Annotated in this window: 18 protein-coding genes; 8 read left to right on the top strand and 10 right to left on the bottom strand. The window is 65.9% G+C overall.

Annotated elements, in window-relative coordinates; translation table 11 throughout:
- Window positions 1-116: 116 nt before the first annotated feature.
- From NFI08_RS10405 to NFI08_RS10370, 8 genes are all read right to left on the bottom strand, one after another.
- Window positions 117-926, bottom strand: a complete 810-nt coding sequence (locus NFI08_RS10405; RefSeq protein WP_124804274.1) for a transporter substrate-binding domain-containing protein — start codon at window positions 924-926, stop codon at window positions 117-119.
- A gap of 110 nt (window positions 927-1,036) precedes the next feature.
- Entirely contained in the window at window positions 1,037-2,536 is a 1,500-nt protein-coding gene (locus tag NFI08_RS10400) for a tripartite tricarboxylate transporter permease (RefSeq protein WP_349589177.1), read from the bottom strand.
- Window positions 2,537-2,566: 30 nt separating this feature from the next.
- Entirely contained in the window at window positions 2,567-3,100 is a 534-nt protein-coding gene (locus NFI08_RS10395) for a tripartite tricarboxylate transporter TctB family protein (protein WP_349589174.1), read from the bottom strand.
- Entirely contained in the window at window positions 3,097-4,098 is a 1,002-nt protein-coding gene (locus NFI08_RS10390; protein ID WP_349589171.1) for a Bug family tripartite tricarboxylate transporter substrate binding protein, read from the bottom strand. Before NFI08_RS10390 ends, NFI08_RS10395 begins: the two co-directional genes overlap by 4 nt.
- A gap of 127 nt (window positions 4,099-4,225) precedes the next feature.
- A complete protein-coding gene (locus tag NFI08_RS10385) occupies window positions 4,226-4,756 on the bottom strand; it encodes a chromate transporter (RefSeq protein ID WP_287164739.1) in 531 nt (176 codons plus the stop codon).
- Entirely contained in the window at window positions 4,756-5,322 is a 567-nt protein-coding gene (locus NFI08_RS10380) for a chromate transporter (protein WP_222569256.1), read from the bottom strand. The genes NFI08_RS10385 and NFI08_RS10380 overlap by 1 nt, the downstream gene beginning before the upstream one ends.
- 3 nt (window positions 5,323-5,325) lie before the next feature.
- On the bottom strand, window positions 5,326-6,987 hold the full coding sequence (locus tag NFI08_RS10375) for a gamma-glutamyltransferase family protein (protein WP_349589167.1): 1,662 nt from the start codon (window positions 6,985-6,987) through the stop codon (window positions 5,326-5,328).
- A 238-nt stretch (window positions 6,988-7,225) separates the two neighbouring features.
- Entirely contained in the window at window positions 7,226-8,680 is a 1,455-nt protein-coding gene (locus tag NFI08_RS10370) for a Na+/H+ antiporter NhaC family protein (protein ID WP_124804284.1), read from the bottom strand.
- A 257-nt stretch (window positions 8,681-8,937) separates the two neighbouring features.
- Here NFI08_RS10370 and NFI08_RS10365 point away from each other — a divergent pair, with 257 nt between their 5' ends.
- Complete coding sequence (locus NFI08_RS10365) at window positions 8,938-9,615, top strand: GntR family transcriptional regulator (RefSeq protein WP_045993333.1); 678 nt, start codon at window positions 8,938-8,940, stop codon at window positions 9,613-9,615.
- 92 nt (window positions 9,616-9,707) lie between these two features.
- On the opposite strand, the gene NFI08_RS10360 is transcribed toward NFI08_RS10365, so the two are convergent.
- Both NFI08_RS10360 and NFI08_RS10355 read right to left on the bottom strand, forming a co-directional pair.
- Window positions 9,708-10,400, bottom strand: coding sequence for a GntR family transcriptional regulator (locus tag NFI08_RS10360; RefSeq protein WP_287164746.1), 693 nt, complete (start codon window positions 10,398-10,400; stop codon window positions 9,708-9,710).
- Between the two features lie 107 nt (window positions 10,401-10,507).
- Window positions 10,508-12,262 (bottom strand): IlvD/Edd family dehydratase, encoded by a 1,755-nt coding sequence (locus tag NFI08_RS10355; protein ID WP_348815754.1) that lies wholly within the window; start codon window positions 12,260-12,262, stop codon window positions 10,508-10,510.
- Window positions 12,263-12,594: 332 nt separating this feature from the next.
- Between NFI08_RS10355 and NFI08_RS10350 the strand changes: the two genes are divergently transcribed.
- From NFI08_RS10350 to NFI08_RS10320, 7 genes are all read left to right on the top strand, one after another.
- On the top strand, window positions 12,595-13,566 hold the full coding sequence (locus tag NFI08_RS10350) for a tripartite tricarboxylate transporter substrate binding protein (RefSeq protein WP_045993331.1): 972 nt from the start codon (window positions 12,595-12,597) through the stop codon (window positions 13,564-13,566).
- 57 nt (window positions 13,567-13,623) lie between these two features.
- Window positions 13,624-14,133: a tripartite tricarboxylate transporter TctB family protein gene (locus NFI08_RS10345; RefSeq protein WP_045993330.1), complete on the top strand. Its 510-nt coding sequence runs from the start codon at window positions 13,624-13,626 to the stop codon at window positions 14,131-14,133.
- Between the two features lie 79 nt (window positions 14,134-14,212).
- Window positions 14,213-15,721 carry a tripartite tricarboxylate transporter permease gene (locus tag NFI08_RS10340; RefSeq protein WP_045993329.1) on the top strand — a complete coding sequence of 503 codons (1,509 nt, stop codon included), beginning with the start codon at window positions 14,213-14,215 and terminating at the stop codon, window positions 15,719-15,721.
- A gap of 99 nt (window positions 15,722-15,820) precedes the next feature.
- Complete coding sequence (locus NFI08_RS10335; RefSeq protein ID WP_108447595.1) at window positions 15,821-16,942, top strand: mandelate racemase/muconate lactonizing enzyme family protein; 1,122 nt, start codon at window positions 15,821-15,823, stop codon at window positions 16,940-16,942.
- Between the two features lie 76 nt (window positions 16,943-17,018).
- Entirely contained in the window at window positions 17,019-17,960 is a 942-nt protein-coding gene (locus NFI08_RS10330; protein WP_287164750.1) for a dihydrodipicolinate synthase family protein, read from the top strand.
- The gene (locus NFI08_RS10325) at window positions 17,953-18,975 is read left to right on the top strand and encodes a 2-hydroxyacid dehydrogenase (protein WP_287164752.1); all 1,023 of its coding nucleotides are present in this window, start codon (window positions 17,953-17,955) and stop codon (window positions 18,973-18,975) included. Before NFI08_RS10330 ends, NFI08_RS10325 begins: the two co-directional genes overlap by 8 nt.
- Window positions 18,972-20,210: an alpha-hydroxy acid oxidase gene (locus NFI08_RS10320; RefSeq protein ID WP_349589158.1), complete on the top strand. Its 1,239-nt coding sequence runs from the start codon at window positions 18,972-18,974 to the stop codon at window positions 20,208-20,210. The genes NFI08_RS10325 and NFI08_RS10320 overlap by 4 nt, the downstream gene beginning before the upstream one ends.
- Window positions 20,211-20,222 lie beyond the last annotated feature (12 nt).

Raw genomic sequence — 20,222 nt, 5'->3', positions numbered from 1 at the left:
GTCAGAACAACGTGGGATGCATCGAGGGAAGCATCAAGGGAAGCTACAGGGGAAACCACGAAGGAAACGACAAGGGCCCGCTATGCTCAGGCGGGCCCTTGTGCTTGCCATGCTGGTTACAGGCGGCTGGCGGGGCGCAGATCGTAGTCGAAGTACTGCTCCATCAGGCGCTGGAAGGTGCCGTCGGCGTAGACCTCGTTTAGAGCCTGGTTGAAGGTCTCGGCCAGGGCCTCGTCCCGGGGGCGCACGGCGATGGCGTTGCCGCGCCCGAAGATCGATTCTGGCGAATTGATACGCTCCCCGACCTGGGTGAAGTCGCCATCCTCGGCCTTGATATCCAGCGCCTCGATGGCCACCGGGTAGTTGATGAAGGCCAGGTCCAGACGCCCGCTTTCCATGTCGAGGGCGACCTCGTCGGCGGTGGCGTAGCGACGGATATCGAGGGTGTCGCGATAGCGCCCGGTGATGTAGGTGTCCTGGGTGGTGCCGCGCTGGACGCCGACGGTCATGCCCTCGAGGCTTGCCAGGTCTTCCGGGTCGACGGCCTCGCCGCGACGGGCCACCCAGACCTTGGGCGACATGGCGTAGGGCTCGCTGAAGCGAACCTGGCGTTCACGCGCTTCGGTGATGCGCATCGACGACAGGATGGCGTCGTACTTGCGTGCCAACAGGCCGGGGATGATGCCGTCCCAGCCCTGGACGATCCACTCGCAGTCCAGTTCGGCGCGTTTGCACAACTCGTTGCCCAGATCGATCTCGAAGCCCGCGAGTTCGCCGTTGGCGTCGCGGTATTCGAACGGTGGATAAGGCACATCGACGGCGATACGCACCTGGCGAGCCTCGTCGGCGAAGGCGGCGGGCATCGTCAGCATCGTCGCGCAGGCGATGGCCAGGGGGGACAGCAGACGCTGGGAGAAAGAGCGCATGGGGAACCTTATCGTCAGGGAAGAAGGGGGAGGGGCTATCGTTATGGTGACCCTCGACGGGGCCAGCCGGGCCCCGCCGAGGGTCTGTCGGGTGAGTTGCACCCAGGCCGTCAGGCCGCCTGCAGGCGCTTGGCGCGACGGTGGTGGCGTACCGCCAGCACGATCGACAGTGCCGCCAGCAACAGCAGGCCCAGCGATATCGGACGGGTGAAGAACAGCATCCAGTTCTCGTCGGACATCAGCGCGCGGCGCAGGTTGGTCTCGGCGATGGGGCCGAGAATCACGCCCAGTACCAGCGGTGCCAGCGGGTAGTCCAGCTTGCTGAGCACATAGCCGAAGACGCCGACACCGAGCAGCAGGTAGACGTCGGTGACCCGGTTGTTCAGCGCGAAGGCACCGATCACGCAGCACACCAGGACCACCGGCACGATGATCGACTTGGGCACCTCGGTGACACGCAGAAACCAGCGCATGCTGAACAGACACACCACCAGTACCATCAAGGCGGCCACCAGCATCGCCATGAACATGCCGTAGACCAGATCACCGTGATCCATGATCAGGCGCGGACCGACGCCGATGCCGTGGACCATCAGCGAGGCCATCAACACCGCGTCCACCGCGCTGCCGGGGATACCGAGGGCGATCATCGGAATCAGGCCGCCACCGGAGGTGGCCGAGTTGCCGGACTCCGAGGCGATCACCCCTTCCGGCGTCCCGGTGCCGAAGGCCTCCGGGGTCTTCGAGGCGCGCTTGGCCTGGTCATAGGCCAGCAGGTTGGCAATGCTGCCGCCGGCGCCGGGCACCGCACCGATGAACACCCCGACCAGTGAAGAGCGCACCAGGTTGACCGGATAGCTTAAGGTTTCCTTCAGCGCCGCCATGGGGTTGAAGTTGACGTCGTCGGGCATCAGCGCCTTGCCGTGCTTGACGCCCTCGGCGTCTTCCACCTCGGACAGCAGCTGGCTGACGGCGAAGATACCGATCAGCACCACCAGAAAGGGGAAACCGTTGGCGAGCAGGTCCGAGTCGAAGGTGAAGCGTGCCACTCCCATCATCGGGTCGGAGCCGACGGTGGCAATGAACAGTCCCAGCAGGCCGGTCATCAGGCCCTTGAGCATGGACTTGCCGACCAGGCTTGCGACCACCGTCATGGCGAAGATGATCAGCGAGAAGTACTCCCAGGCGCCCAGCTTGACGGCGATCAGCGCCAGTGGTGGGGCGGCGATGATCAACACCACCACGCTGACCAGGGCGCCGAAAAAGGAAGCCCAGATACCCAGCGCCAGGGCGCGGCCAGGCTCGCCCTTGCGCGCCATCGGGAAGGCGTCGAAGGTGGTCGCCACCGACGACGGCGTGCCGGGGATGCCGAGCAGCGCGGCGGAGATCAGGCCGCCGGTATAACCGCCGACATAGACCGCCAGCATGGTGGCCACGCCCTGCAGCGGGTCCATGGTGAAGGTCAGCGGCAGGGTCAGCACGATGGCCATGGTGATGGTGAAGCCAGGAATCGCCGAGGCGATGACTCCGGCGATCACACCCAGCAGCATGGCGAACATGGTCGAGAGCGTAAACAGTTGGTCCATGCCGGACAGCAGCGCATCCATCATGAGCAATTTCCTCGAGGAGTCGTTGCCGCCTCAGCTGAACAGGCCGCGGGGCAGGCTGATGACGAAGACGTCGCGGAACAGGGTGTCGACCCCGAGCGAGAACACCAGGGCGACCACCACAGCGATGGCCAGGGCCTTGAGCGAGCGCGCGCCCAGAAGCCATTGACCCGCCAGCAGGAAGGCCAGTGAGGCCAGGCTGAAACCCAGCCAGGGCAGGGCGATGATGTACACCGCAAACAGCGCCAGCACAGCGAAGGCCAGCCGGTGACGCCAGATCCAGGCGCCGACCTGGCCGCGCTCACCGGGGCTCTGGCGCAGGAAGGCACGCGCCTCCTTGAAGGCGATGGCCAGGTTCAATGCCACCAGCGCCGCCAGCACCAGCCGCGGGAAGCTGCCCGAACCCAGTGGTTCCCACATCGACGATGGCAGCGCCTGGGCCCTGACAAAGAGCGCGGTGAACAGCGCCGCCAGGGCGATGTTCAACAGCACATGGGCCAGGGGACCACCCCGGCCCGGGGCGTGCCGCTCCCCGGAAGGGGAGCGGTCGGTGGTGCTCTGGCTCATCGTGCAAGCTTCCCTGACAGACGCTCGATGGTGGCGTTGCTGGTCTCGAGGTACTCGGCGAACGCCTCGGGGCCTTCGAACACCACACTGGCGCCGGCGTTGTGTACCGACTGGGCGAAGGCCTCGTCCTGGCTCATGGCCTCGAAGGCCTCGGCCAGGGTGTCGATGCGTTCTTCCGGGGTGCCCTTGGGTGCCAGAATGCCGCGAATGATGTTCAGCTTGAGCTCAGGATGGCCGAGCTCGGTGAAGGTCGGTACGTCCGGCGCTTCGGGCTGGCGCTCCTCGCTGCCCACCGCCAGGAATCGCAGGTCACCGTTCTTGACGAACTCGCCGCTGGAAGAAATATCGCCGATGGCGGCGTCGATGTGGCCGCCGACCAGGGCGCGGATGCGCGAGCCGGTGCCCTCGAAGCCGACGTAGCGGAATTGCAGGTCTTCGGCTTCCTCCATCATGGCGGCGTGGATATGCGGCACGCCGCCCAGGGTCACGCCGAAGCGGACCTCACCCGGATTGGCCTTGGCGTACTCGACGAACTCCTCGAAGGTGGTGTAGGGCGCGCCGGCAGGAACCGTCAGGTACTGGGGTGACTGGGTGACACCCGCCACCGGCTCGAAGTCGTCGTAGTTGAGCTGAGTCAGGCCGGTGTGGTGGGCCACCATCAGGCCTTCATGGACCTGACCGATGGTGTAGCCGTCGGCGTCACGCCGGGACAGTTCCTTTAGGCCAGTGGTGCCGCTGACCCCGGGCATGTTGATCACCGGGATCGGCTGACCAAGCTGGGATTCAGCGTGGTTGGCGACCAGGCGCATCAGGGTGTCGCTGCCGCCGCCCGGCGACCAGGGCACGATGAATTCCACCGGCTTGTCAGGGTAGGCGTCCTGGGCCACGGCCACACTGGCGGCGGCCAGGGCGGAGGCAGAGACCATCAGGGCCAGCGCGGTCCGGGTGCAAGAGCGGCGGGAAAGAGCGGTCCTGGAAGGGGTACGGTGCAGGGTCATGGGATTGTCCTGTGCGTTGAGGGCTTTTGTCTGTGATTGTTGGGATGGATGGTCGGGTTGATTGTTATGGGTGGATCGAAGGTCACGCGTAGTTGTTGTGGATGGATCGGTGGTGCTGTGTCGTCTCTCAGCCTAGCAGCAGGGCGCCGTAGCCCAGCCCGAAGCACACCACCAGGGCCGGATGTACGCGGGTCTTGAGCAGCAGCAGTGCCGCCACAGCGGCGATGATCAGGGTGTGCACCAGGCCCGAGGTCGCCATGCCCTCCTTGAAGAAACTGACGGTCAGGTAGGCCATCAGCACCATCACCACCGGACGGACCCACTGGCTCATGGACTTGACCTTGATCGAGTCACGGTAGCGATAGAGGGTGCCCAGGGCCGCCAGCATCAACAGCAGCGAGGGGCCGACGGTTGCCAGCACCGCCACCATGGCACCGCCGGCGCCGGCTACCTCATAGCCGATGTAGCCGGCCATCTTGGTGGCGATGGGGCTCGGCAGGGCATTGCCCAGCGCCAGCGTCTCGGCGAAGCCCTGATGGGTCATCCAGCCATAGGTGCCGACCACCTCGTTCTCGATCAGCGGAATGATCGCGGGCCCACCGCCGTAGCCGACGATATTGGGGATGAAAAAGGCCAGAAACAGCTGCCAGTAGATCATCACAAGCGACCTCCTTCAGGGGCGTTGCGGGGCTTCTCGGGCCTGAGCAGAGCGGCGATCAGAATGGCACCGATGATCAGCCCAGGGTGTACGCCAAGACCATAGATCAGGCCACCGGCGGCCACTCCCATGACCAGGGTGGCGACCACGCCGAGCCCGGCCCGGGACTTCTGGAAGAAGTCGAAGGTCAGCTGGGCCATCATCACCATCACCACCGGCACCACGCCCAGCCCCATGCCCTGCACCCAGCGTTGGTCGCCATAGCGACTGTAAAGGCCGAGCAGCGCGATCATGGCGAAGATTACCGGCACGATCACGGCCACCACCGCATTGATGGCGCCGAACACCCCGCCGACCCGATAGCCGATGTAGCCGGCCATCTTGGTGGCGATGGGCCCCGGCAGGGTATTGCCGATGGCCAGGACATCGGCGAAGGCGTCGTCGTCCATCCAGGCGTGGCGCTTGACCACCTCCTGGTGGACCAGCGGAATCATCGACGGACCGCCGCCGAAGCCGAAGATGCCGATGCGAAAGAAGGCGGCAAATAGCGAAGCTTGTACGCTCATGGGTCAGAGCACCGCGATGGTGGCGTCGGTGCGGGGCTCGGTGCCGCCACAGTAGATGCCGGTCTCGGGGTCACGCAGGATCACCTGGCCACGGCCGTAGCTGCGGCTGTCGGTATCTACTTGCATGCGATGACCACGTGCGGCCATGGCACGTACCAGCGGTGCCGGATAGCCGTGCTCGATACCGATGGTGCGACCGCCCATCCACTGCCAGCGCGGTGCGTCCAGGGCCGACTGGGGGTTGAGGCCGAAGTCGACCAGGTTCATCACCACCTGGACGTGGCCCTGGGGCTGCATGAAGCCGCCCATCACGCCAAAGGGCCCTAACGCCTTGCCGTTTCGGGTCAGGAAGCCCGGGATAATGGTGTGGAAGGTCTTCTTGCCGGGCTTGAGCACATTGTCGTGGCTCTCGTCGAGGCTGAAGTCGTGACCGCGGTTCTGCAAGGCGATGCCGGTTCCCGGCACCACGATGCCGGAGCCGAAGCCGTGATAGTTGCTCTGGATGAAGGACACCATGTTGCCGTCCGCATCAGCAGTGGCCAGATAGACGGTGCCACCGGCCCTGGGCTTGCCCGGCTGCGGGTCGATGGCCGCGTCCTGGATCAGCTCGCGACGGGCCTCGGTGTAGGCGTCGGACAACAGCTCCTCGACCGTGTAGGTCATGGCCTGTGGCTCGCTGATATGGGTCTTGCCGTCGGTGTAGGCGAGCTTCATCGCCTCAAGCTGACGATGCAGCAGTTCCGGGTCGTCGCGGTGGGACGCCGGATAGCCATCGAGCAGGCGCAGCGCCATCAGCGCGACCAGGCCCTGGCCATTGGGCGGGATTTCCCAGACGTCGACGTCGCGGTAGCGGGCCGAGATCGGGGTGACCCACTCGGGCTGATAGGCCGCCAGGTCGTCCTTGCGCAGATAGCCGCCGGTGCGACGCGAGAAGACGTCGATGGCCTCGGCCAGCTCGCCCCGGTAGAAGCTCTCCGCCTGACTCTCGGCGATGGCCTCCAGGGTCCTGGCCTGGTCTTCATTGCGAAACCACTCACCGGCGTCGGGAGCGCGGCCATCGAAGGTAAAGGTGTCGAACCAGGGCTGGGTGGCTTCGCCTTCGAGGTGCTTGTGGAAGGTCGCGGTGTCGCGCTGCCACAGGCTGGCGATGACCGGTGACACCGGAAAACCGTCGCGGGCCAGGCGAATGGCGGGTTCGAGCAGGGTCTTGAAGTCCAGCTTGCCGAAGCGGCGCGACAGTTCGGCCCAGGCGGATGGCGTACCGGGTACCGTCACCGGGGTCCAGCCGTAGAGCGGGACCTTGTCGTGGCCGGCCTCGACCAGCGCTTCCCGGTTCAGCGCCTGGGGCGCCACGCCGCTGGCGTTGAGCCCGTGCAGCTCGCCGTTGCCCTGATCATCGTTGGCGATCCACACCAGCGCGAAGGCGTCGCCGCCGATGCCGCAGCCGGTGGGCTCGACCACCGTCAGCGCGGCGGCGGTGGCGATGGCGGCGTCTACCGCGTTGCCGCCGCGGGCGAGCACGTCACGGCCGATCTGCGAGGCCTGGGGCTGGGACGCCGCCACCATGCCATCGCGAGAATAGGTCGGGCTGCGCCGGGACGGGTAGGGCGTGGCATCGGGGTAGGGAGTGGACAGGGAGCTGGGGTTCGCGCGCTGGGAAGACATGGCGTCTCTCTTCAAGGTGGCTGACTCGAGGTCGCTGATCCAAGCTGGATCGGGTCAATCGTTATTGGTGTTAAAAATCGATTTTATGATCCGACTATGCCGCGCCCTCGAAAGGCCGTCAATCCCCTGAAGAGCGATCCAACGGTTCGGGGCCCGGCAAGGCGGGCCCCGAGAATGATGGCGGGTTTGATGTTCATCGTGGCCGCGATCCAGCGGTGACGCAGGCCCTGGCGGAATATCAGGCCCCGGAGGCGGAGCCGGCCGGCTGGCGCTCGTCGCTGCCATGACCCAGGGTCAGGCCGGTGAGCACATAGAGCAACGAGAAGGCGATGGCGCCGTAGCAGAGGATGGCGTAGACGAAGAAGTCGGCGGTGGCGACCCCCAGGGTGGCGGCGGTGAAGGCGCCGGTGACGCCCCAGGGCACCAGTGGCGACAGGGTCGTGCCGGTGTCCTCGAGGATACGTGACAGGTTCTTGGTCGGGCTGCCACTGCTGGCGACCAGCGGGCGCAGCAGCGGGCCAAGCAGCGAGAAGGTCACGTAGTAGCTGCCGGTCAGCAGAAAGGCCAGGCTATGCAGCGCCATGGAGCCACCGAGCACCTGGCGCCGGCCGGCGTGGCGTCGGGCCAGGTAGGCGATGGCGGCGTCCAGGGTGCCGGCACTCTTGAACGGGGCCCCCAATACGGCGGCGGCGATCAGCACCGCCACGGTGGACATCATGCCCTGCAGGCCACCCCGGGACAGCATCTTGTCGACCATGGCGACCCCGGTATCGGCGACGAAGCCTGCGTTCATGGCAGAACCGATCTCGGAAAGGCTCGCGCCCTGGAGCACCACCGCGATCAGCGCCGCGCTGACGATGCCGAGCATGAAGGCGGGCAGCACCGGCTTCTTGGCCAGGATGCAGCCGAACACCACCAGAGGCGGCAACAGGGTCAGCAGATTGTCGCTGAAGGTGGCGGCCAGGGTGTCGATGATCGCCTGGGTCTGGGTCGACATGCCGTCACCGGCGAGGGTCGCCCCGGAGGTGGCGACGTCGCTGCCGAGCCAGGCGTAGACCACCAGGGCGATCAGGTAGGCCGGCAGGGTCGAATACAGCATATGGCGGATGTGAGTGATGATATTGACCTCGCATACCGCCGAGGCCATCACCGTGGTATCCGACAGCGGCGACAGCTTGTCGCCGAAGAAGGTACCGGTGACGATGGCGCCGGCGGCGTAGGCCGGGGGAATGCCGAGCCCCAGCGCGACCCCCATCAGCGCCACGCCAATGGTGCTGAGGGTGCCCCAGGAGGTCCCGGCCATGACCGACATCAGCGAGCATGACAGGCAGGCCACGACCAGAAAGAGCCCCGGCGTCAGCGACTCGAGGCCCAGGGTGACCATGGCAGGAATGGTGCCGGAGAGCATCCACACCCCCACCATCATGCCGACGCTCATCAGGATCAGGATGGGTACCAGCATGGCCTGGATGCCCTTGAGCAGATCACTTTCCAGACGGGACCAGGCGATACCCCAGGCAAGGCATAGCGTCATGGCGATGGCGCCGGCAACGATCAGCGCCACCGCGGTGGGAATGCCAAGACCCATGATGCCGACCAGCAGGCTGCCGATGGCGGCGATGAGCAGAATCAGATGGCGAGGGCCAGACAGCGAGACAGCGGGCGCTGTCGAAGGGGATGCGTCTTGGGACATGGGCGTGTTCCGAAGCTGTTGTTGTGGTGAAGGGGACAGGCTCCGCCCTGTTGGGTCAGGGCTTTCTGTGTCGGGGCATTCTGTGTCAGGGCCTGTTTTGTGAGAGATATCGACCCTTGTGGAAGAAATATCTCGATCGTTGTAAGAAATATCGTCTACTGTAATTAATATCGATATTTTCTAAAAACTATGGCCCAGCGCTTGGCGAACGTCAATTGCCGACGTACTCTGCAAGCCTGTTATTTGCGAGTGTTGTCATGATCAATTCCCAACCAGCCGAGGTGGCGGCGAGCGGCGAGACGGCGGCGAGCCAGGTATTCAGTGCGCTGAAGCAGGACCTGATCCGTGGGCGTTTTGCGGCGGGGGAGAAGCTCGCCATCAGCGCGCTGAAAGAGCGCTACGAGGTGGGGCTGAGCCCGCTGCGGGAGGCGCTCAACCGGTTGGCCGCCTACGGCCTGCTGGAGCAGCACAATCAGCGCGGCTTCCGGGTGCCGCCGCTGTCGGCGGAAGAACTCGAGGATATCTCTCGGCTACGTATGCAGCTGGAGTGCATGGCGCTGACCCAGGCCTTCCAGGAGGGTGACGCCGAGTGGGAGTCGCAGTTGCTGGCCGCCAGCCATCGTCTGTCGCGGGCCAACAAGGCCCAGGGCGAGATCGAACAGTGGGAGCAGGCCCACCAGCGTTTTCACCGCACCCTGTTGGCGCCCTGTGGTTCGCACTGGCTGTTGCGCTTCATTGAGCAGTTGCACGATCAGTTCGATCGCTATCGTCGTCTGGCACCGGGCAACCCGGAGATTCGTGACCGCCTCGATGCCCAGCACGGCGAGCTGGTCGAGCTGGCGCTGGACCGGCGTATTCACGATGCCCGCTACCTTCTCGAAGATCATATCCGTCAGTCCTGGGAGGTCGCCAAGGGCGCCTGCGAGCAAGGATGAGGTGACGCCGCCGACTTGCCATACCGGCTTGCGGGGCTTTTGCCTGCCCGTCCTGGGAGGTTGCCAAGGGCGCCTGCGATGGATGTCAGCGCCTAGCGATTGGAAGGATGCAGCTCGAGGTAGCGATTCTTGGAGGGCAGCAGGTGCTGACGGCATAGCTCGCGCAGTGCGTGGCGGTCCTGTTGGCGGATCGCCTCGATCATCGCCTGATGCTCGTGGCGCGCGAGGGACAGGCTGTGGCTGTCGGCGATGGCGATAAAACGAATGCCGTGGGCCTTCTGGGCGAACTCGTTGATGGTTTCGTAGAGGTAGGGATTGCCGGTCGCCGCGAACAGGGTGCGGTGAAAGGCGATATTGAGATGGAATACCCGTCGCAGATCATGGGCGTCCACGGCAGCGCTGTAGCGCTGATGGATGTCCTCCAGTTCGCTCAGCCACTGCTCCGGCGCCGGTAGTGGCAGGGCGTCGACACCGGCGAGTTCGAGGATCTCACGCATGGCGTAGAGCTGCTCGACCTCTTCGGGCGTGTAGGCCTTGACGAAGGCGCCGCGGTTTCTGATGCGTTCGACCAGGCCGATGCTCTCGAGCTGGAACAGCGCCTGACGCACCACGTGGCGCTTGCAGTCGAAGCGCTCGATCAGGTCCTCCTCGACCAGCCGCTCCCTGGGGTGCAGACGCCCCAGCACGATGTCCTCCTCGACACTGCCGACGATGTCCTCCGCCACGCTGGTGGCGCTGGGACGACGGGTGCTGTTTGAAGGGTCCTGCACGCTGACCTGGCTCATCTCGCATCCTCTGCGATCACGGTGGTGAAGCGGCGACGAGACGGTCCCGTCGCCGACTCCAGTCTATCAATAGCGCTCACCGCCTTCATCGGCTCGAATGACTTTCCTCACTCCTGGGTCGGCACGCGACAGTGGGACTCGGGGCGGCACACCTTGAAGTCACAGCCCTGGTCGGCCTGCAGGATCTGCTCCATGAACAGCCGACGATAGCCGAGCATCGGTGGCTGCTCACGCGGCGGGGCCGTGGTCTCCTGGCGGCGGCTCTCCAGGGTCTGCTCGTCCACTTCCAGCGAGATACGGTTGGCAGAGACGTCGAGTTCGATGATGTCGCCGTCGCGCACCAGGCCCAGCGTTCCTCCTTCGGCTGCCTCCGGCGATACGTGCAGCACGATGGTGCCGGCGGCGGTGCCGCTCATGCGTCCGTCCGAGATGCGCACCATGTCCTTGACGCCCTGGGTGGCGAGCTTCTTCGGGATCGGAATGTATCCTGCCTCGGGCATGCCCGGGGCGCCCTTGGGGCCGATGTTGGCCAGCACCAGGACGTCGTCGGCGTTGACGTCCAGGTCCGGATCGTCGATGCGCGTCGCCAGATCCTCCAGCGAATGAAAGACCACCGCCCGTCCGCGATGCTGCATCAGCTCCGCAGACGCCGCCGACTGCTTGATGATGGCGCCGGCCGGGGCCAGGTTGCCGCGCAGCACGGCGATACCGCCTTGTGCGTAGACAGGACGGGAGCGTGGGCGCACCACCGGCTGCTCGACCAGATGCACCGCCGCGTCGATGTTCTCGCCCAGGGTGCGACCATTGATCGTCATGGTGTCCAGGTGCAGCAGGGGCTTCAGCTCTCGCAGCAGCGTCGGCAGGCCGCCGGCGCGATGCAGATCCTCCATGTAGCCCTCGCCGGAGGGCTTGAGGTCGACCAGCACCGGCGTCTCGCGGCTCATGCGATCGAAGGCGTCCAGGTCGATGTCGATGCCCAGCCGACCGGCGATGGCGGTCAGGTGGATCAAACCGTTGGTCGACCCACCCAGTGACAGCAGCACCCGCAGGGCATTTTCGAAGGCCTTGGGGGTCAGGATCTGGGAGGGCGTGACCCCGTCACGGGCCAGCCGTACCGCCTCGGTCCCGGACTGCTCGGCGATGCGCTGGCGGTCGGCGTAGACCGCCGGCGCGGTGGCGCTGTTGGGCAGCATGATGCCCAGGGTCTCGGCCAGGCAGGCCATGGTGCTGGCGGTGCCCATCACCGAACAGGTACCCACGGTAGGCACCAGCTTGTCGTTGACCTCGCTGATCTCGGCGTCGTCGATGTCCTGGCCGCGGTAGGCCGCCCAGTAGCGACGGCAGTCGGTACAGGCGCCGACCCGGGTGCCGCGATGGGAGCCCGACAGCATGGGCCCGGTGACCAGCTGGACGGTGGGTATATCGGCGCTGGCCGCCGCCATCAGCTGGGCCGGTACCGTCTTGTCACAGCCGCCGATCACTACCACCGCATCCATCGGCTGGGCGCGGATCATCTCCTCGGTGTCCAGCGCCATCAGGTTTCTCAGGTACATGCTGGTGGGGTGGGCGAAGGACTCGTGCAGGGTGATGGTGGGGAACTCCACCGGCAGCCCGCCGGCCAGCATCACCCCTCGCTTCACGCTCTCGACCAGCCCCGGCACGTTGCCGTGACAGGCGTTGTAGCCGCTGTAGGTGTTGGCGATGCCGATCACCGGCCGCGACAGCGCATCGTCGGTATAGCCCATGCCCTTGATGAACGCCTTGCGCAGAAACAGCGAAAAGTCGGCGTCACCGTAGTTGGTCAGGCGGTTGGACATGCCCCGGGTGGCGTTGTTGTGGTTGTTGTCTGAGTCCTGGCTCATCGATCGGTCCTCGTATCTTTATCGCTGGCGCCGAACAGCCCCTTCGCAGGAGGGCGTTGCGTCGTGGTTCGCTAGCTAGGTTAGGACGAGAAAAGATGGTTAACAAGATTATTGACAATTTTATTGGCGACCGTCTACGTTGAATCTGGCAGTCACGACGTGCCCGGCGCCTTCGCCCCCGACTCAGCGCCCCAAGACAGCGCCCCAGCGTCCTGAGACAGGGCCCAGCGCTCGGAGACAGCGCCTGAGCAGGTGCGCGATGACCGCGCCCGTCGCACGTACCAGTGCAAGACAACGATAAAGACAACGACAACCGCACAAGAGGTGCAGCCATGAAACATCGTGGAGCTTACGCCGCCATCCTTCTGTCGACCCTGCTTTTGCCCGGCGCCGCCATGGCGGAGTACTCCGCCGGCGACGAGATCAAGGTGTTGCAGGGGTTCAAGGCCGGCGGGGGCAGTGACGCCCTGGCCCAGCTGACCCAGCCGTTCCTGCGCGAGTCGCTGGGAGTGGACTTCGTCAACGAGTACCTGCCGGGGGCTACCGGTGCCATCGCCTGGACCCGCCTGGCCAAGCAGACCGAGGCCGACGGCACCACCATCAGCATCACCAATACGCCGATGCTGATGACCAACTACATCATGAACGACACCATCACCTACTCGGTGGACGAGCTGACCCCGATCGCCAATGTGGTGACCGACCCGGGCATCATCGTGGTACCGGCGGAGAGCCCCTACGAGACGGTGGAGGAGTTCCTGGCCGCCGCCGAAGAGAACCCGGGCACCATCACCGTGGGCAACTCCGGCGTGGGCGGTGACGACTTCTTCTCCACCATCCTGATCGAGCAGGCCTCGGGGATCAGCTTCCAGAAGGTGCCGTTCCAGGGTGACGGACCTTCGGCCACCGCCGCCATGGGCGGGCAGATCGACGCCAGCTTCAACAACCTGGGCAACGTCTACGGGCACATTCAGTCCGGCAGCCTGAGGCCGCTGGCGGTGTTTGCCCGCGAGCGCCTGTCGATGCTGCCCGACGTGCCGACCCTGAGCGAGAAGGGCATCGAGGTGGTGGCCGGCTCCTCACGTGGCTACAGCGCACCGGCCGGCATCCCCGATGAGGCGCGCCAGCAGCTGATCGACGCCTTCGAGGCACTCAAGACCAACGAGGAGTTCAAGAAGGTCGCCGAGGAGCGGGCCATGAACCTCGATATCCAGACCGGCGACGACTATCGCCAGATGATCGAGGACATGGAAGGCCAGTTCGAGGAGATCTGGGCCAGCGTGAAGGACGAGATCAACGGTTGATCGGTGCGCTTGCCGACGGGCCTGGCCCGTCGGCAAGTGACCTAGGGAGTCATACTGATGAAACTCAGTCGCCTGCTGTTTGGCCTTTTCGCCCTGGGGGTGGCCACGCTGTTCGGGGTCACCTCGCTGGGCTATCCCGACGCCGCGGCGCGGATGCCGCTGATCTACGCGGTGGTGGTGGGACTGTTCGCCATCGCCATGATCGTGCAGGAGTTGACCGCGCATTCCCGCGCGCGGGCCCAGGCCTCGTCGAGCGCCGCGCCCACCCTCGAGGGCAGTCAGCTGGCCGAGGGCGAACTCACCGAAGGCGATAGCGCGCCCGCGCCGCCCGCCAGGCCGCTCAAGGCGATGGCGGTGTTCGTGTTCGCCGCCGTCTACATCTACAGCATCTCCTGGCTCGGTTATGTGGTCGCCACGGCGGCCTTCATGGGCCTGTCGCTGTGGCTGGTGCGCCATGTGTCGCTGCGCTTCAGTCTGATCGGCATCGCCGGTCTGATCACCGTGGTCTGCCTGGTGTTCATCGGCTTTCTGGGCCTGCCCGTGCCGCTGTTGCCACCGCTGTTTTAAGTCCTGTCGTGCGCTTCGCCACACCGATCGGCTTCGCTGAGGTCGTCATTGCCCCCGCGCGAACCTGGAGCCTGACCCTATGAACGACTCGCTTGTGATGGTGGGGCTGAGCAACGTGCTCACCTTCACCAATATTGCGCTGATCCTCGGCGGCACCCTGCTGGGGCTGTTCGTCGGCGCCATGCCGGGGCTGTCCGCCACCATGGCGCTGGCGTTGCTGTTGCCGCTGACCTTTACCATGGACCCGGCGACGGGGCTCAGCATGCTGGCCTCGCTGTACGTCGGCGCCTCCTACGGCGGCTCCATCGCCGCCATCCTGCTGCGGACCCCAGGCACGCCCTCGGCGGCGGCCACCGTGCTCGACGGCTTTCCGCTGTCCCAGCAGGGGCAGGCGGGCAAGGCGCTGGGGGTGTCGCTGTTCGCCTCCTTCTTTGGCGGCCTGATGAGCGGTATCGCCCTGCTGACCGCCGCACCGTTGCTGGGGGTGCTGGTGTTGAAGTTCGGCCCGGTGGAGCTGTTCGCCATCGCCGTGCTGGGCATCACCATCATCGGCTCGCTGTCCCAGGGCTCCATCGTCAGCGGGTTGCTGTCCGGCATCATGGGTCTGTTGCTCAGCACCGTGGGCATGGACCTTATCACCGGCACACCGCGCATGACCTTCGGCAACATCAACCTGTTTTCCGGCATCGAATTCACGGTGGCGCTGATCGGGCTGTTCTCGATTCCCCAGGCGTTGATCCTGATCGAAAACGCCCACGACAGCGACAAGGTGGCCAGCAAGATCACCGATCGGCTGGTACCGCGGCTGAAAGAGCTGCGCACGTTGATGCCCAACATCCTGCGCTCCGGCGGCATCGGTATCGTCACCGGCCTGATCCCCGGCACCGGCGGCGACACCGCGAGCTGGTTTGCCTACAACGAGGCCAAGCGCTTTGCCAAGGACAAGAGCCGCTTCGGCAAGGGCGACATCGCCGGCGTCGCCGCCCCCGAGGCCGCCAACAACGCGGTGGTCGGCGGCGCGCTGATTCCGACCATCGCCCTCGGTATCCCCGGCAGTTCGTCCACCGCCATCCTGCTGGGGGCGCTGATGGTCCAGGGCATCCTGCCAGGCCCCAACCTGCTCACCGACTATGGAGATGTCACCTACACCCTGATCTGGGCGGTGATCTTCGCCAATGTCGGCCTGCTGGCGGTGGGGCTGATGTTCACCCGGCTGTGCGTCGGGGTGACCAAGGTGCCGGACAGCTTCGTCGCCTGCGCCATCATCACCCTGTGCGTGATCGGCGCCTTCGCCATCAACAACAGTCTGTTCGAGGTGGGGCTGATGCTCGGCTTCGGCCTGTTCGGCTACTGGATGAACAAGGCCGGCATCTCACCGGCGCCGATGGTCATCGGTCTGATCCTGGGGCCGGTGATGGAAACCAGCTTCCAGCAGTCGATGCTGATCGGCCAGAACAGCCCGATGATCTTCGTCGAAAGCCCCATCGCCATGGTGCTGCTCGGCATCGCGGTGCTGTCGATCCTCCAGGCCACGCCGGTCTTCCGCTGGCTGCGAAGCTCGTTGCGGCGCGGGGCACGCACCGGCTGATCGTGGCGCTGTCACCGCTTCGGTAGCGGCGACAGCGCTTCATCAACGCCAGCAACCATGCTAGCGACAACCACAACAATGTCTCGAAAGGAGCCCACCATGACGCGTATCAGCGACGTCCGTGCCCGCACCATCAGTGTTCCGCTGGACCATCCCACCAGCTTCTCCAATCGTCAGGTGTTCAAGCGCGACTACGCCCTGGTGGAGGTCGAAGGCGACGACGGCGTGGTCGGGATCGGCTTCTGCTACGGCGGCAACAATGCCGGTCTGCTGGTATCACAGGCGGTTCGTGAGCTGCTGAGGCCAGTACTGCTGGGGGCCGACGCCCACGCCACCGAAGGCCTGTGGCAGGCCATGTATCAGGAGTCTCTGCTGCATGGTCGCTGCGGCTCGGTGATGCGGGCCATCAGCATTCTCGACACCGCCCTGTGGGATCGCAACGCCCGGGCGGCGGGGCTGCCGCTGTACAAGTACCTGGGGGCGAGTGACAGCGACAGCGTCCCGGCCTACGCCAGCGGCGGCTACTACCTCGACGGCAAGACGCCGGAGATGCTGGGCGAGGAAATGGCCGGCTACGTGGCGCAGGGCTTCAAGGCGGTGAAGCTGAAGGTGGGACGCGAGGATCTGGCCGGGGAAGAGGCGCGACTGGCGGCGGTGCGCGAGGCGGTTGGCCCCCACGTGGCGGTGATGATGGATGCCAACAACGCCTGGCGCGACCTGCCATCTGCGCTTGCGTTCATGCGCATGGCCGAAGCGTACTCGCCGTTCTGGATCGAGGAGCCGTTCAGCCCCGACGACATCGACAACCACCGCCGTCTGGCCGAGCGTACCCCGGTGCCGGTCGCCACCGGCGAGATCGAGGCCGGACGCTGGCGCTTCAAGGAGCTGCTGGACAAGGAGGCGGCGATGATCCTGCAGACCGACGCCGCCGTGTGCGGCGGCATCACCGAGTTTCGCCGCATCACCGCCACGGCGGCGAGCTACGGGGTCGAGGTCTATCCCCACTGGTTCCATGACCTGCACGTGCACCTGGTGGCCTCGGCGCCCAACGCGCGCATGGTGGAGTTCTTCGCCGATGATCAGGTCCTCAACTTCCGCCGGCTGATCGACACCCAGCTTCAGTTCTCCGACGGCAACCTGCTGCTGCCGAGCGCCCCGGGCCTTGGCTTCAACTTCGACAGCGAGGCGCTGGAGCGCTACGCCAGCGAGCCATGGTCGTGACCCGTCGTCATCGGACGCTGGTCGGGCGGGGCCCGACCTCGATCGAGCGCTCCACCCCATTTAAGGAAATCGCACCATGACAGCCACCAACCTGGCCCATGCCGGCGACGCCTGGTCGCCGGTGATCACCCCCTTCACGTCGGATCTCGCCGTCGATACCGAGCGCTTCATTTCCCACTGCCGCTGGCTTGACTCCCACGGGGTCGGACTTGCGGTGTTCGGCACCAACTCCGAGGCCAACTCGCTGACCCTTGGCGAGAAGCGCGAGCTGCTCTCACAACTGGGGCAGGCGGGCATCGATCCCTCCCGGCTGATGCCGGGCACCGGCCACTGCGCCATCGACGATACGGTCACGCTGACCCGCGACGCGGTGGCCATGGGTGCGGCCGGAGTGCTGATGCTGCCGCCGTTCTACTATAAGGGCGTCAGCGACGAGGGGCTCTATCGCTACTATTCCGAGGTCATCGAGCGGGTAGGCGATGCGCGCCTGCGGCTGTATCTCTACCATATTCCGCCGGTGGCCCAGGTGCCGCTGTCGATCGAGCTGATCGCACGGCTGCGCGAGGCCTTCCCCGAGATGGTCGCGGGGATCAAGGACAGCGGTGGCGACTTCGCCAACACCCAGGCACTGATCGACGCCTTCGGCGCCGACGGCTTTGCGGTGTACGCCGGCAGCGAGCGGTTTCTGCTGGATACGCTGCGCGGCGGGGGAGCGGGCTGCATCAGTGCCACCGCCAACGTCAATCCGGCGGCCATCGCCGGGCTCGCCGCCGACTGGCAGACAGCCGAGGCCGATGTACGCCAGGCAGGGCTGAACGCCATGCGTGATCTGTTCGAGCGCTATCCGCTGATACCGGCGATGAAGGTGGCTACCGCACACTTTTCGGGACAGGCGTCCTGGGCGACGCTACGCCCGCCCTTGATTGAACTGGCGTCAGGGCGTCGCCAGGAGCTGATCGCGGCGCTGGAAGAGCGAGACTTCGCCATGCCGGGACTCAAGGAGGAACAACATGGATAAAGCACCCGCTGCCCGCGATCGTGGTAAGGCGCCTCGTATCGTCGCCCTGAGGCGGCTGGGCGAGGAGGAACTCGCGGCCTTGAACGAGGTGGGGCAGGTGGACTATTTCGAGGATCTGAACGAGGGCAATCGCGAGGCCTTCGAGGCAGCGATGGCCAGCGCCCACGGTCTGATCGGCGGCAAGCTCGAACTCGATGAGGCGATGCTCGAGCGCTCGCCTCATCTCGAGGTGGTGTCGACCATCTCGGTAGGCTATGACCAACTGCCGCTCGAGGCGATGAATCGTCGGGGCATCCTGCTGTGCAATACCCCGGACGTGCTCACCGAGACCACCGCAGATACCGCCTTTGCCCTGATCATGGCGACTCAGCGGCGGCTGGTGGAGCTGTCCTGCATGGTGCGGGAAGGACGCTGGACATCCCATGTCGGGCCCGACCAGTTTGGTCACGACGTGCACGGCAAGGCACTGGGCATCGTCGGCGCCGGGCGTATCGGCGCGGCGATCGCCAGGCGCGGCGCGCTGGGCTTCGGCATGTCGGTGCTGTACACCGCGCGGGCACCGAAGCCTGAGCTCGAGCAACACCTCGGCGCCGAACACTGCTCCCTGGACGAGCTGCTCGGGCGTGCCGACATCGTCTGTCTGGCGGTGCCCTACAGCGATGACACCCATCACCTGATCGACGCCGCGGCCCTTGCCCGGATGAAGCCCTCCGCCGCGCTGATCAACATCGCCCGGGGCAAGGTCGTCGACGAGAAGGCACTGATCGAGGCGCTGGAACAGGGCACCATCCGCGCCGCCGGGCTCGACGTCTTCACCCGGGAGCCGCTGGACGCCGACTCGCCGCTCGCGCGCATGGACAATGTGGTGGTGCTGCCGCATATCGGTTCGGCCACCCACGAGACCCGTGCTGCCATGGCACGGCGCGCGGTGGACAACCTGATCGGTGCGCTGGTCGGAGAAGGCCCGGTCAACGCCGTCAACCAGGCGTCCTGGCGAGCAGGGAGGGCATCATGAAGCGACGTCTCGAGCGCATCCTGAGCCTGGACGACTTCGAGCGGGCGGCGCGTCGCCACCTGCCGCGGCCCCTGTTCGGCTATGTCGCCAGCGTGGCCGAGGAGGGCGAGACGGCAAGGGCTGGTCGCGAGGCCTTCAATGAAGTGCACTGGCTGCCCAGGGCGCTGGTCAATGTGTCGTCGATTTCCACCGAGGTGGAGCTGTTGGGGCAGCGATTCTCGCAGCCCTTCGGTATCGCCCCCATGGGTATCAGCGCGCTGACCGCCTACCGGGGTGACATGGTGCTGGCCGAACAGGCCCAGCGTGCCGAGATCCCGATGATCGTCAGCGCCTCCTCGTTGATACCCATGGAGGAACTCGCCGAGGCCACCGGTGCGGACTGGTTCCAGGCCTACCTGCCCGGCACCCTGGAGGGCATCGACGCCCTGCTTGAGCGGGTCATCCAGGCCGGTTACAAGCGTCTGGTCATCACCGTCGACTACCCGGTGCCGCCCAACCCGGAAAACCATCGTCGCTCGGGCTTTTCGAGCCCCTTGAAGCCGAGCGCGCGGCTGGCCTGGGATGGTCTGACACGTCCGCGCTGGCTCACCGGCACCTTCCTGCGCACCCTGCTGCGTCATGGCGTTCCCCACTTCGAGAACAACGCGGCGACGCGCGGGGTGCCGGTGCTGGCGAAGCACGCCGCCCGCGACTTCGCCGGCCGGCGTCATCTTGACTGGTCGACCCTCGAGCACGTGCGCTCGCGCTTTCCCGGCCAGCTGGTGGTCAAGGGGATCCTGCATCCCGACGATGCGCGCCGGGCCTGCCAGGCGGGCGCCGACGGTCTGATCGTGTCCAACCACGGCGGTCGCCAGCTCGACGCTACGGTGGCGCCTATGACTATGCTGCCCGAGGTGGTGAAGGCGGTGGAGGGCAAGGTTCCGGTGATGATCGATGGCGGCTTTCGCCGCGGCGGCCAGGTGCTCAAGGCGCTGGCGCTGGGGGCCGACTTCGTGTTTGTCGGCCGGCCCTTCAACTATGCGGCGAGCGTCGCCGGAGGGGCAGGGGTCGCCCACGCCATTCGTCTGATGAGCGAGGAGATCGAGCGCAACATGGCGCTGCTCGGGGTAACCGCCATCGACCAGCTCGGCCCCCACCTGCTGCGCCGCAGCGATGGTGGCACGGCGGGTGCCACGACAGCCGCCGATACGGGTGTCGGGGCAGGCGTCGAGACCGGCGACAAGGCATCCGACTGAGCCGCTCGCGCC

Source organism: Halomonas sp. EF61 (assembly GCF_040147045.1).
In the GTDB taxonomy this organism is placed as follows: Bacteria; Pseudomonadota; Gammaproteobacteria; order Pseudomonadales; family Halomonadaceae; genus Halomonas; species Halomonas litopenaei.
This window is presented reverse-complemented; position numbering and strand designations above follow the sequence as displayed.